This window comes from Gordonia sp. McavH-238-E, assembly GCF_022348225.1.
GTDB lineage: Bacteria > Actinomycetota > Actinomycetes > Mycobacteriales > Mycobacteriaceae > Gordonia > Gordonia terrae.
In genome coordinates this window covers 382,450-394,936 of record NZ_JAKRFE010000002.1, presented here as the reverse complement: position 1 = coordinate 394,936, position 12,487 = coordinate 382,450, and the positions used below count along the sequence as shown (strand labels likewise).

The following is a 12,487-nucleotide window of genomic DNA, read 5'->3' as shown; positions in this document are numbered from 1 at the left end:
CACATGACGGTCAGCTTTCCGTTTCGGACCGGCGGGTGTAGTCGACGTACCACCTGCAGACGGTCGGACGGTTGAACTTCGAGCCGTGGCAGGACGTCGTGTTGATCGGTCAGGCGGCATGTGGGAGAGATCCGCATGGCAGCCGGTGAGCGCCTACCGACGACGGTCCTAGCGCGGTCCGGGGATTCTGGGCGTAACCGGAGGTCCTATTGTTGGGAGCAGAAGTGCAATCCGCAGTTTGGTGTCAATGGTGTGAGACAGCGCGCGGGTGTTGTCCAGCTCGGCTGCGATCTCGGTTGCTCGTGTATTGATGCCTTCGAGCCGGTCGGAGATGGACGCTACGGAGGTGCTGGCGCGGAAAGCGTTGTCGACAGCTGAGTTTCCACTGGAGATCACGCCTTCCAAGGACGTGTTGGCACCGGTGAGGGCGTCGCCTAATTGCTGCAGTTTGGTACCCAGTTCAGACAGCGATGTGTTGGCCTGGGAGAGTGAAGCCACGATGCCGGTGATCTCTGGCATGCCCGCTCGGGTCGCGGTGTTTGCCGGATCGAGTTGGTCGGCCCCGGCTAGTGCCTCATCGGTGGTCCCGTTGACTGTCTCCGCTTGGGCAACACCGTCTTTGAATGTTTCGCTGGTGATGGAGAGGTCTCTGCTGAGGATGAGCAGTCCGACCATCGCGGCGACAGTTATCGCCGCTGTGATGGCCCATGAAACTCTGTACATGTCAGTATGCTCCGCTGGGGTTGTGCGCGGGTCGTTTGGGGCCGTTGACCGCCGGCCCAAGCACAGCAAGTAGTGGTCCGAGTGCAGCGACCCGAGCGGCTTCTTCTTCAATCGACTTCAGTGTTGCCGAGATGGTGGAGGCGCGTGGTCCTAACGTCTTCAAAGTCGTTTGTACGCGTGCCATTCCGGTATCGACGTTGTCGAGTTGGGTTCCGACTCGTTCAAGTGCTGTGGTCATGTTCCCCACCGTGGTGGAGGCTTGTGTGGAGTTTCCGACGACGGAGGTGATTATGTCGGGTAGTGGTCGGGCGGTGCCTGCTACATCGGTGGTGTAAATGTTGACCGATTTCGCGCTGTCGGGCAGTTTGGCGGCGAGATCGGTGAGTTCAGTGAGGCTGTCGGCCAGCGGCCCGATGTCTTGGATTGTGATGGCGAGAGTGCCGTGCTTGGGTGCCATTTCGGCCGTGAGCTGATCGAGCTCGTCGGCAGAGACGATCAGCTCATTGCTCAGTGATGAAGGGCGTCCGAGGGGATCGCTGAGATCAGGCCATCGCGGGATGAATCCGTTGATCAGACACAGCACGAGTGCTGGTATCAGTCCGAGGATGGCGACGATGCCGATCCAGTTCCGGGTGCTCGTCATCACTTTTCTCCTGGCGCGGGGATTAAGTCGTCTTGGGCTGGGATGGGTGCCAGTTTGACGGTGGTGCGTGTGAGTTCGGCGTTGAGCTGGCGGACCAGGCGTAGAGCTTCGTTGAGCTTCGTTGAAATTTGGTCGACGGTGGTGTCCGCGGTCACCGCGATCTGGTTGATCGCACCGGCTGCGGTTTGCAAGGAGCCGGTAACTGCACGTAGCTGCTGGGCGATCTGGGAATCTGTCTGTCCGGCGGCGAGCAGGGCCTGCGCGTCGGGTAGGAGGTCAGTGAGTTGCTGCACGTCGCGGGCGGCGGCCGCGTTCAGGTCATCGAGAACGGCACGAAGATCCTCAAGCCGCTGCCGGGCGCCGGCGGTGGCAGAGAAGTCTGCACGGTCCTCGAAATGCTGATTGGTGGTGCGAAAGTCAGTGACGATGGACTTGGCGGTGTATTGGACCAATAACCCTTTGTGGATCGCCATGAGCACGAGTAGCAACAACAGTGCAGCCAAGACAGCCGCCACTTTGCCCGCCCACTCGGTCGCGACGGCGAAGCGAGTTGAAGTCGGAAACTCGTCGTCTGGGAGGTCGGTGCGGACTTGCTCGCCCCACGGGCGGCCGTGACCGACTCTGATTGTGGACAACGGAGACCTTTCGAAGTGCGATGAGGTGGGACGGATGGGATGCGAGATCATCCAGGGAGCGGCAGCATCTGGTTGATGGTCTGAGCTGAGGACACCGAACTCTCAAGATCTGTGACCAGACCTGACACGAGATCAAGCAGCTGGGTGCTCTGATTGCCGAACGCCTTGGCTGAAATCTTGAGCGCCTCGACTTTGGTCTGCACCTCGATGAGGATGATCCTGATTGCGTTGAGCTGATCGTTGGTCAGTTGGGCGCCGGCCGTGTTCGACGTCAGGAGGCGGGCCACGGGTTTGATGGCTTCGCCCAGGCGCGCCAGCACCGGGCCCAGCCCTGCGGTGGCGTCGAGCGCACTCTGGGCGTCAGCGGTGAGAGACGTGAGGCTCTGCAACTGCTGGGTGAGTTCGTCATTCACTGTGACTATCTGTTCGGAGCGGTGAATGCTCTCCAGGTTGGCCTGGTGCTGCTTGTCCAGACGCGTATTGAGATTGACGATGACGAAGCACAGTACTGCCAGCATGATTACTGCTATAAATGCCAGGACCATCCGCATGGGTCCGCCCCGCCTACCGAAGAACGTCATGGGGCTCCTCCTCGACCGGACAAGTCGACGGCTGCAGCATCGGCCGACATACGGGTGTCGTGGATCTTCGCTGCTGTTTCTCGGGTGTCATCGAGGATCGCAGCGAGTCGAGACCGGTTGTGGCCCAGGCTGTCTGAGGTGCCGTCGAGGGTCACCGATAGTGAGTCGATACGTCCGGTAAGACTGTCGAGTTCACCGATGAGCATGCTCAAGCTGACGTTAGCGCGTGAGAGGGTGACTCTGATGTCGTCGCTAATCTGATCCGAGAGCAAGGTCAGCTCGTCGTGTACGCGAGCGTCTGTGTCTATGACGTTCGCGATGGCTCGTTTCATCTGGGAGAGGGAGTCGAATGCCCGGATCGTGACCCTCTCGTGGGCGATGATCGTGTCGAGGGCTGGGTTGTAGTTGTCGGCGGACACGATGGTTTGATCCAGTCGGTATGGTGTGGCCACCAGGTCGTAGATCCGAGGGGCCAGGTACACAGCCGCGAAGATCGCCACTGTCACGATCAGGACGACTTGAAGAATCTTTTGTCGCGAAGCTGACGATGTGGGAACGCTCATCATGCGCTGACCGCGGAATTCGGCCTGGTGACGTGCGGTACGGCCTCGTCTGCCGGAGGTGACAGGATCGTGAGGAACCGGACGACGACCAGGGGATGAAGCGCCGCGTCGCGAAGACGCACACGTCGACCGGCCAAGGATCGCAGCATGGCCGTTCCGGCGCGTCCGAGTAGCAGTGTCGCGGGCACGCTGAATCGCCGGACTTTGATTGGGGCCAGCTCGCCGAGTGCACATTCCAGCACTACGACCGGGCGCCCGGCAATTCCGTTGTACACGGTGGCGCCGGCGTCGCGAAAAGCGATCGTAGCGCTGTCGTTGTGCTTTGGATCGAACAGCGCAACAGGTCGGGTGAAACCGTGGCCTAGGCGGCCACGGCCAGCGTCTGAGCAGTTGTGTGCAAGGAGGGCAGCGACCTTGTTCGCGGTGATGCGGGTGTCGTTCCCGTCGTATAGCTCAATGGGGTACCCGACGTCTTTGGTACAACCAGTTTCGTGGAGATCCACAATACTCCTCTTCGAACGCGATCAATGATCTGGACTGTGCTTCGGCGACTTGAAACGTTTTAGAGGGTGTGGTTCCGCTCACCGAGCCGGAGCTGTGTGCAGGGTCGGCGTTGTCGGTTCGGAGCCCGCCGCTCACATCGGTGACGCCAGCAACGTGAGGTCGAAGTCCACATCGACCCTTGACTTGGCGGAACATACTCGGCAGTACCCTCACCAGTCAGAACAGCGGATACCTCCTCGCCGAGGATCGAGACCCGTCTCGTAGGGCGGTCGACCACCGGCAACCGGAACTGCCCCGAATCGAACGTGTCACCGTTGCGTCTCGAGGCCGGGTCGATCGCTTACGGAGGTGAGGCCCTCTGCCCACCGCCCTGAGCTCGTCTGACGGCGGGCAGAGGTCTCTCGAGACCGACAGTCGGCCCTCGCCATAGACCAGAACACGCTCTGAATGCGTCGTCCCTCAGGTCCTTGGTGGTCTCGGCAGCGATGAGTTGGCTATGACTGCGGCGCCGTGCGGATCGTCGAGTTACCGTCCCGGTGCGCTATGGCGTTCATGGCAGAGAACTGCAGAGTCCACATGTTCCCGTAGTTCGGGTACTTCGCCGACATGATCGACACAAGGTCATCTACATCCTTGGCCGACTCGTAGGCGGATGTGAAGTCCCGGATGTAAGCGCGGGTCTGAGCGATCATGGTGTCTACCGCGTAGTCGTCACCGTCGGGCCGCCTGTGCCCGGCGACAATCATGCGCGGGCGGAGGTTCTCGACGACATCGACGGTCTTCAGCCAGTCTTGCCATTCCTCAGGCGTCGACAGGCCGAGCATCTGGTGGATCTCGTTGTAGATAGAATCGCCGGCAACGACCAGATCGATGTCGGGTACGTGAACGATGCTCGTAGGGTGGATGTCAGCCTGCTTCACCTCGATGATGTGTACGGGCGAGCCGTCCACATAGATAGTGTCGCCTTCCAGTACATCCGGAATCGGGCCCGAGGCTACGCAGGTGTCGCCGAAGAGCATGCGCCACTGGTCGGTTTGAAACTCCATGGTCCGCTTCATGGACTCCACCACGTGCGGCAAAGCCACGCATTTCGCGCCTGGGAACCGTTCCAGGAGCGGCCCGAAACCCAGATAGTGATCAGCATGGTCATGAGTGATGTAGATCGTCGTTAGCTTCTTACCCGTCCGCTCGATCAGGTCGCCGAGGTCCCGAACATCCTCCTTGAGGTACAGCGCGTCGATCAGAACCACTTCGGTGGCTCCACTGATCAGCGTCGCTGTGGTCGGCGAAAACTTGCCGGAGGGGACGCCTGGATAGTCCTCGACCGGGATATCCGGCCACCGTCCGGTGAAGACAGTGGCCCGGATCGGAACGGTGGTCGAGCGAGCGTCGGTTGTCATGTGAACCTCCAGGTGCTGTGAGTGGTCAGTCACGGCTTGCTGTAACGGCCGTCACTACACACGACTCTGGACCTCGTAAAACTCCAGCTCTAGAACCAGCGTGCCTGGCGATGGAACGAGCAGGTCACTGAGGAACCCTGTGCCCCCGCGCGAGACGCACGGAGCCGTGTCGTGGGTTGCGAGGGTTTGCGGTGCGCGGGGAGGCGTCTCAACGACGTTGCCGCACGTCCTCGTAGGTATCCCTTGCAAGGTCGAACGAGATCGGGTGCAACTGATCCTTCGGGGATCGGGAGCGGCTGTCCTAGGTGGATGGATGTTGTTGCAAGTCGTTCATCTCGGCCTCGTGATGTCCATCTGATAACCGACCAATCGGACTGTTTCAAATCTTTGGCTACTCGTGCGTCGAGCACATACCGGGGCGCAAGGTAGATCAATAGGGTTCTCGATGAAACAAGAGGGCTGTGCCCCAGAAGGCCTATCGGTGCAGTTCTGGCGGTTCGTTAGGGGGATAACAACGCTCGTCGGAGTTGATGCTGCCGAAAAAACCGTGGTCAGGCAGACTCCATCACGCGCCGTTAATTACCGACCAAATGTACGGCGCGTTGGGGTACCATGATCCTATGGTGGGGATCTACGTCCTAGGCCGACGATGCGGAGCCGAAGGCCGGGGGCGTCTTCTGGTCGGCGTGGTGGCCGGTGGTGCAACTGCGGTACCCGGCCGGAACCACTACCGACGCATCGCGACGAGTTCATGGGCCTTGCGGGGATCAATGAGCGGGCAAGTGATCGTCCGATGAGCCCGCGCCCAGGGTGCGTCTGGTGTCCTCGCGTCTCCACGGACGTTGGGCGTCACGACAGTGTCCGCCTTGAGGGCGTGGCGCCCTCAGCGTCGAAGCACTCCTGGCGAACATTCGCATATCGGATGGTTCAAACCCCGGTCCTGGGACCGACGTACTGGAGACATCGTCGGCCAGCAGAGGACGCGTCTTCCGGGGAGGAGGTTCTGACACCGCGATGCGGTGCGACTAGGCCCACTGCTGGCGTTCCGGCTGTACCCCCGACCCGTCTGCCGTTCTCGACTCGGTGGACACCGAGCGACAGATCGCCGCCCCAGGCACTGCGTTCGGAAGCGCCGAACTCGACCGTACCTATTTCTATGGCGGTGTCGTCCGACGACACCACTATGTAGTCTCAAACAAGACAGCAGCGGAGCGGCCTCGTGACACACACCCAAACGATCTCCAACTCACTTCCCGGGTTCTCGCCGGAAGAGGGTGATTTTCTGTGGCGACGCGCATTGCAGGAACGACTGGCCGATCTAGATCTGAGTGGCTGTCACGACCATCGCGGCCACGGATCGTTCGTGGGCCGCGACGTCGGCGACGTACTGATCACGGACTGGACGTCGGGCACCTCGCTGGAGGGCACCCGCCGAAGCGCGGTTGTCGGTAGGGAGGCGGAGTCCCTCCTTGTCCTTACTGCGACCGCCGGCACGCAGTTCGTCGAGACACCTGATGACACTGCGCTGTTGCGACCAGGCTCGCTACTTCTGATGAGTTCTCGAACCCCCGTCAGGATCGTTGTTCCCGAGAAGACCCGCAAGCGCACCGTCCGTGTGCCGTCGGCTGCGTTTGCGGGGTATGACACAGGACGCGGGATTCCGAACTTCCTGTCTATTGACATCGCCGCCAACCCTCTGGCGCAGCTGACAGCCGAGTTTCTCGATGGGATCGGTTCTCGACTGCGCCAGATGACCCCCGCCGACGTCGAGAGTTCCCGCAACGCTCTCCTGGTGTTGCTGGCAGGAATGATCCGCTCCGGACATGCACCAGATGCCGGCGAGACGGACTTCCTCCCGTTCTTACGCGGGTCGCTCGAAGACTGGATAGTGGCCCATCTCGGTGACGGCCCCATCCGGGTGGGCGACGTTGCGCTCGCGCACAGTGTTGCGCCTCGAACGGTCCACCGGGCCTTCGCCACAACGGGTGACACTATGGGTTCGGTCGTCCGTGCTCACCGCCTGGCAGCGGCGCGCAATGATCTGGTGCACACCGACTCCTCGATCGCCACCATCGCGCACCGCTGGGGCTTCTGTGATGCCAGCCATCTTGGCCGGGAGTTCCGACGTGAATTCTCCATGTCGCCGGGCGACTATCGAGCGGCGCACGGCATCGTCTGAGACCGTGGCGCGCCGGTTCCACCGCCAGGCGTTCCAGTTCTACGAGAGCTGCCTCACAACTTCTAGGTTTGTGTAAGTCGCACAACACAACAGGAAGTGAAGTGGAGATGACTCGCGAAGACATCGAATTCCAGGGCGAGGGTGACGTTACCCTCCGGGGCTGGTTCTACCACGCAGAGGGAACAGAGTCGCCCGCACCCGCGGTCGTCCTGACCCACGGTGTCACAGCCGTCAAGGAAATGCACCTCGACGATTACGCCCAACTTTTCTCTGACGCCGGTTTGAATGTCCTGGCGTACGACCACCGTAATTTCGGCGACAGTGATGGCCAGCCGCGACAAGAAGCTGACCCAGTGTTGCAATATCGCGACATCCGCAATGCCATAACGTATCTCGCGAACAGGGCTGAGGTCGACGAAACACGGATTGGGCTGTGGGGGAGTAGCTTCGCCGGTGGCCACGCACTGATGGTCGCCGCGATCGACAAAAGGGTGAAGGCGGTCGTCGCGCAGGTCCCCTTCATCTCGGGATCGGGTACGTTGAACCGGTTTATCCGACCGGACTTCGTCCCGCCGACACGAGAGATGTTCGCCGGCGACCGGCTGCACCGGTTCAACGGCGGAGAACCCAATATGCTCGCGGTCGTAACTCCGGACCCCACGGCCCAGGCCCTCATGGCCTCGTCTGATGCTTACGAGTGGTTCACCACCACCGCAGCCGATCGCGCCCCGAATTGGAAGAACGAAGTCACGGCGCGGAGCCTGGAACTCGCAACCGAATACGAGCCCGGCCACTACATCAGCCAGATCTCGCCTACTCCGCTGTTGATGATCGTTGCTACCGAGGACGGCGTCGCTCCCCACCAGTTCGCACTTGAGGCCTACGAACGCGCACGAGAGCCAAAAGAGCTGGTCTTCAGCCCAGGCGGCCATTTCGACGCGTACACCGGACCGGAGTTCGATAAATGCGCTGGAGCAGCCCGAGATCACTTTCTGAAATTCCTCGGCCCAACTGATCAGCGATGAACGAGTTCGCTGACCGTCCGGAACCGGCCATCAGCACACGCGTCCGCGGCCCCGTGATGCGGGCCGCGCTCGGTGGAGCCGAGTTTGCGGCGACCGGACTCGGCAAATACGTCAGCTGGCTGGCCGACAGAGGTCAACACTTCGAGTCCTATGACGATCTCTGGAAGTGGTCGGTCGATGACCTCGAGGGTTTCTGGGCGTCGCTGTGGGACTACTTCGAGGTGCCCGGCGCCTCGGGAAACCTTGTGCTTTCCAGCCGGAAGATGCCGGGTGCCAACTGGTTTCCCACCGCTCGGTTGAACTACGCCGAGTGTGTACTCGGAACCATCGAGGACCCGGACCGCATAGCGATAATTGGGCGTTCACAAACTCGCGAGCCGGTGCAGCTGACCTTCGGTGAGCTCCGTGAACAGGTGCGGCGAGCTCGATCGGCCTTCAAGGCTCGTGGGGTGGGCCGCGGCGACTTCGTGGTCGGGTATCTCCCGAATATCCCAGAAGCCGTGATTTCCATGCTTGCCGCCGCATCGCTGGGCGCTGCCTGGGCCTGCTGTCCTCCGGAGTTTGGATCGCGCAGCGTCATCGATCGTCTTGCGCAACTGCAGCCCAAGCTTCTCATCGCGGTCGCTGGATACACCTATGGCGCGAAGGAAGTCGACAGGACGGCCGAACTGCGGACGATCCGAGAGTCTCTGCCAACCCTTCGGAATGTGATCGGGGTGACCTACGGCATTCACGAGGTGGCTGCGAGCGAGGATTGGACTGACCTCTTATCCACGCAGCCTCCGGAGGAACTACTGTCGTTCGAGCACGTCCCCTTCGGGCATCCGTTGTGGACTTTGTTTTCCTCGGGTACTACCGGGTTGCCGAAGGCAGTGGTGCACAGTCACGGCGGAATCACCCTTGAGCACCTGAAACTGCACGCTTTTCATTTCGACACCCGCGCAGGCGACCGGGCCATGTCGATGACCACGACCGGTTGGACTGTCTGGAACGCACTGGTCAGTGCACTGATGATGGGCGCCGGGATCGTACTGACAGACGGCAACCCGCTCTATCCCGGGGTCGACGAACCGTGGCGAACCGTGGCCGAGGACGGCGTCACCCTCTTCGGTACGAGCCCGGGCTTCCTTGGGGCGTGTCGTGAGAAGGGCATGCGCCCAGGGGACGAGTTCGATCTCGCTGCGCTTCGGACACTCTCTGTGACCGGCGCTGTCTTGCCTGCAGAGCTTTACGACTGGCTCTATGAAGTGCTGCCTGCGCAGATCTACGTGAATTCTCAAAGCGGGGGTACAGATATCTGCTCGAACTTCGTCGCAGGGAATCCATGGCTCCCCGTGTACCGAGGTGAGATATCAGGTCCGACGCTGGGCGCCGATGTCGCCGCTTTCGATGACGACGGAAAAGAAATCTTCGACCAGGTCGGTGAGCTGGTGATCCGTTCACCTATGCCATCGATGCCAGTGGCGTTCTGGAACGACAAGGGTATGACCCGCTACCGCGCGGCATACTTCGACATCTATCCCGGAATCTGGCGGCACGGAGACTGGATCACCATGAGTGATCGACGCAGCGTTGTCATCCAAGGGCGATCTGACGCCACGTTGAACCGGGGCGGCGTCCGGCTCGGAACGGCGGAATTCTACAACCTCATCGAGAACCTGCCCGACATTGAGGACAGCCTCGTCGTGCACCTCGAGGACAATACGGGCGGTCCGGGGAAGCTGATGCTCTTCGTGAAGCTCGTATCCGGTGACGAGATGGGCGTCGAGACCGCAGATGCGCTCAAGAAGCTGATCCGCAAAGAATTGTCGCCCAGGCATGTGCCGGACCTCGTCGCAGCGGTCCCCGCTGTACCTCGAACATTGACCGGCAAGAAGCTCGAGACACCGATCAAGAGAATCCTCGCCGGCGCCGAGCCGGCCGATGTTGTTTCTCCGGGAGCGGTCACAGACTACGAAGCCATCGCGGCTTTCAGCCGGGCAGCTTCGAGACCTGGCCAGATCCAGTAGAGATTTATTCGCACGTATCAGCATTACCAGAACAATAAATACCCGCACAGAACAACAGGAGGATAGTCATGCCGTACTGGGAGATCTTCACCCCCAAGGGTGCCTACACGGACCAAGACAAAGAGCAGTTCTCATCCGCGATCACCGACGTCTACGTGCAATTCGTGAGCTTGCCAAGGTTTTATGTCGTCATCCGGTTCCAGGAACTGGCCGACAACGAGATGTACGTAGGCGGAAAGGCCACAACCAATTTCGTGCGGTTCGTGGTCGATCACATCGCTCGCAACATGGACGATGATGTTCGTCCCGCGGCCATGCAGGCCTTCGAGGATGCACTAGCGCCATTCGTGAAAGACAGAGGCTTCGACTGGGAAATTCACTTCGACGACACCCCGGTGACTCAGTGGCATACCCAGGGTCTGATCCCTCCGCCCGCGGACTCCGACATCGAAAGGCTGTGGGCCAAGGAAAACCGGCCCATCCCATACGATCTCGAGACCCTAGCTCCCCTCTGATCACCACATCGTCATCCGGCTCGATCGACCTACCACGACGTTCCGCACAACCTTCCCCAGTCTCGCCCAGACCTGGGAAAGGTTGTGCGGAACCTCGCGGAGGCACCCGCGTCCGCCGTTCGTCCCCGGACGACCGAAAGGTGAGCCAGTAACGCCTGCGGACACCGGACTGCGGTTCCCGAATCGCGAAATTGGCTACGACAGAACGCTCTTGCGACAGAACGCAGTCGGGCGTCACTCCAGCAGCGAATTTGAGGCGATCTCCTCAGCCTCGGTGGGCGCCACCCAACGTGCCAGTCGGGAACAGCAGCTTCAGCAATGCCGCTACTCACCATCTGAAAAAGGAAGTTTCATGAGTCATCTCGCAGGCAAGACCGCGATCGTCACTGGAGGCGCGAAAGGGATCGGCTTCGCGATCGCCCGCAAGCTCAGCGAGGCCGGCGCCAACGTCGTCCTGTCCGACATTGATGAGGCAGCCGCCAAGGCCGCTGCCGAACAACTGAACAACGCCACCGCCGTGGCCTGTGACGTTCGCGACGAAGACCAGGTCAAGTCGCTCATCGAAACAGCGGTGGCGACCTATGGCGGTCTACATATCATGATTCCCAATGCGGGAATCATGACCGTTGCCCCGTTGACCGGGCAAGATCTGGCGACCTGGCGCGCAGCGATGTCGATCAATCTTGATGGGGTCTTTCTCTCGATCCGTTATGCGGCACCGGCCATCACTGCCAGTGGTGGCGGCAGTATCGTCAACATCGGATCGGTGACGGCTCTTGCCAGCCCACCCCTAGGAGGGGCTTACTCGGCGGCCAAAGCCGCCGTGGTGAGCCTCACGAAGACCGCGGCGATGGAACTCCGCGACCAGAACGTTCGGGTCAATGTCGTTCTCCCCGGGTTCGTCGAGACCGCTCTGGTCAGCACCAACGCCGAACGCTTCGAGAGTGCCCTAGGGCTCCCTGAGGGGAGCTTCGACGGGGCTGTAAGTCAAAAGCAGGGCCGCTACGGTACGGCCGACGAGGTCGCCGAGGCAGTGATGTTCTTCGTCTCGGACAAGGCATCGTTCTGCAACGGTTCCGGCCTTGTCCTCGACGGTGGCCTCCACGCCAGCCTCTTCTAGAAGCCGCATCCCGCGCAGAACACTGAGGTGTTGGCACTACGTCAGCGCGGTGGTCACCGTTGAGCGGTGATCACCGCGCTGACTGCTATTCAGATGGAAATTTCGGCGTCATCGGCATTATCGCACCTGGCTGCGCCCGGCTGCTGATGAAATGCAAACGAGCCGCGGTCCGAAACCAAGGCAGCTCGTTGAGGTCCGATCAGCACCGACCAATCTGCAATCCAGGTGTAGTTCGTCGAGTTTGTAGGCGGGGCTGCGCCCGCCGTGTCGTTTACGGGGCCGGGCGTTGAGTTCAGCGGCGACGTCGGCCAGAATGCCCGGCCCGTGGAACGACAGGTCGGGCCTTTGGGGAGTATTGGGGCAGCAGTCCGTTGGTGTTCTGGTTGCCTCGCTGCCAGGGGATTGTGCGGATCGGCGAAATAGATGGGCAACTCGGTCGCTGCGGTGCGTTACCGGTCCCCATGATCAGGTCACCTTCCCAATGGCCGGGCACCGCCCGATCATCAGCCTCGGCCCGCCGCTCACTGATAGACACCATGTTCTTGAAACGCTCGCGGTCAGAGGTACTGCGTCCCTGCGGTTTACGACGG

Annotated in this window: 12 protein-coding genes; 5 read left to right on the top strand and 7 right to left on the bottom strand. The window is 61.0% G+C overall.

The window, feature by feature from the left end; genetic code table 11:
* Positions 1-168: 168 nt before the first annotated feature.
* The 7 genes from MHN80_RS03945 to MHN80_RS03915 all read right to left on the bottom strand — a co-directional run bounded on the left by MHN80_RS03945 (position 169) and on the right by MHN80_RS03915 (position 5,049).
* Positions 169-675, bottom strand: coding sequence for a hypothetical protein (locus tag MHN80_RS03945; protein ID WP_239399669.1), 507 nt, complete (start codon positions 673-675; stop codon positions 169-171).
* A gap of 49 nt (positions 676-724) precedes the next feature.
* The gene (locus MHN80_RS03940; protein ID WP_239399667.1) at positions 725-1,366 is read right to left on the bottom strand and encodes a hypothetical protein; all 642 of its coding nucleotides are present in this window, start codon (positions 1,364-1,366) and stop codon (positions 725-727) included.
* Positions 1,366-2,001: a hypothetical protein gene (locus MHN80_RS03935; RefSeq protein ID WP_239399665.1), complete on the bottom strand. Its 636-nt coding sequence runs from the start codon at positions 1,999-2,001 to the stop codon at positions 1,366-1,368. Before MHN80_RS03935 ends, MHN80_RS03940 begins: the two co-directional genes overlap by 1 nt.
* A 47-nt stretch (positions 2,002-2,048) precedes the next feature.
* A complete protein-coding gene (locus MHN80_RS03930) occupies positions 2,049-2,582 on the bottom strand; it encodes a hypothetical protein (protein ID WP_239399663.1) in 534 nt (177 codons plus the stop codon).
* On the bottom strand, positions 2,579-3,088 hold the full coding sequence (locus MHN80_RS03925) for a hypothetical protein (RefSeq protein ID WP_239399661.1): 510 nt from the start codon (positions 3,086-3,088) through the stop codon (positions 2,579-2,581). Before MHN80_RS03925 ends, MHN80_RS03930 begins: the two co-directional genes overlap by 4 nt.
* Positions 3,089-3,144: 56 nt before the next feature.
* Positions 3,145-3,648 carry a hypothetical protein gene (locus MHN80_RS03920; protein ID WP_239399659.1) on the bottom strand — a complete coding sequence of 168 codons (504 nt, stop codon included), beginning with the start codon at positions 3,646-3,648 and terminating at the stop codon, positions 3,145-3,147.
* A 495-nt stretch (positions 3,649-4,143) separates the two neighbouring features.
* Positions 4,144-5,049: an MBL fold metallo-hydrolase gene (locus MHN80_RS03915; protein WP_239399657.1), complete on the bottom strand. Its 906-nt coding sequence runs from the start codon at positions 5,047-5,049 to the stop codon at positions 4,144-4,146.
* A 1,219-nt stretch (positions 5,050-6,268) separates the two neighbouring features.
* Between MHN80_RS03915 and MHN80_RS03910 the strand changes: the two genes are divergently transcribed.
* From MHN80_RS03910 to MHN80_RS03890, 5 genes are all read left to right on the top strand, one after another.
* Positions 6,269-7,228 carry an AraC family transcriptional regulator gene (locus MHN80_RS03910; RefSeq protein WP_239399655.1) on the top strand — a complete coding sequence of 320 codons (960 nt, stop codon included), beginning with the start codon at positions 6,269-6,271 and terminating at the stop codon, positions 7,226-7,228.
* 68 nt (positions 7,229-7,296) lie between these two features.
* Positions 7,297-8,253, top strand: a complete 957-nt coding sequence (locus MHN80_RS03905) for an alpha/beta hydrolase (RefSeq protein ID WP_275447357.1) — start codon at positions 7,297-7,299, stop codon at positions 8,251-8,253.
* Positions 8,250-10,262, top strand: a complete 2,013-nt coding sequence (locus MHN80_RS03900; protein WP_239399651.1) for an acetoacetate--CoA ligase — start codon at positions 8,250-8,252, stop codon at positions 10,260-10,262. The genes MHN80_RS03905 and MHN80_RS03900 overlap by 4 nt, the downstream gene beginning before the upstream one ends.
* Positions 10,263-10,330: 68 nt before the next feature.
* Positions 10,331-10,777: a tautomerase family protein gene (locus tag MHN80_RS03895; RefSeq protein ID WP_239399649.1), complete on the top strand. Its 447-nt coding sequence runs from the start codon at positions 10,331-10,333 to the stop codon at positions 10,775-10,777.
* Between the two features lie 352 nt (positions 10,778-11,129).
* A complete protein-coding gene (locus MHN80_RS03890; protein ID WP_239399648.1) occupies positions 11,130-11,897 on the top strand; it encodes an SDR family NAD(P)-dependent oxidoreductase in 768 nt (255 codons plus the stop codon).
* Positions 11,898-12,487 lie beyond the last annotated feature (590 nt).

Coding starts and splice junctions, on each gene's coding strand:
- MHN80_RS03895 (WP_239399649.1), top strand. CDS start 10,331: ATGCCGTACTGGGAGATCTTCACCCCCAAGGGTGCCTACACGGACCAA.
- MHN80_RS03940 (WP_239399667.1), bottom strand. CDS start 1,366: ATGACGAGCACCCGGAACTGGATCGGCATCGTCGCCATCCTCGGACTG.
- MHN80_RS03930 (WP_239399663.1), bottom strand. CDS start 2,582: ATGACGTTCTTCGGTAGGCGGGGCGGACCCATGCGGATGGTCCTGGCA.
- MHN80_RS03890 (WP_239399648.1), top strand. CDS start 11,130: ATGAGTCATCTCGCAGGCAAGACCGCGATCGTCACTGGAGGCGCGAAA.
- MHN80_RS03900 (WP_239399651.1), top strand. CDS start 8,250: ATGAACGAGTTCGCTGACCGTCCGGAACCGGCCATCAGCACACGCGTC.
- MHN80_RS03915 (WP_239399657.1), bottom strand. CDS start 5,049: ATGACAACCGACGCTCGCTCGACCACCGTTCCGATCCGGGCCACTGTC.
- MHN80_RS03945 (WP_239399669.1), bottom strand. CDS start 675: ATGGTCGGACTGCTCATCCTCAGCAGAGACCTCTCCATCACCAGCGAA.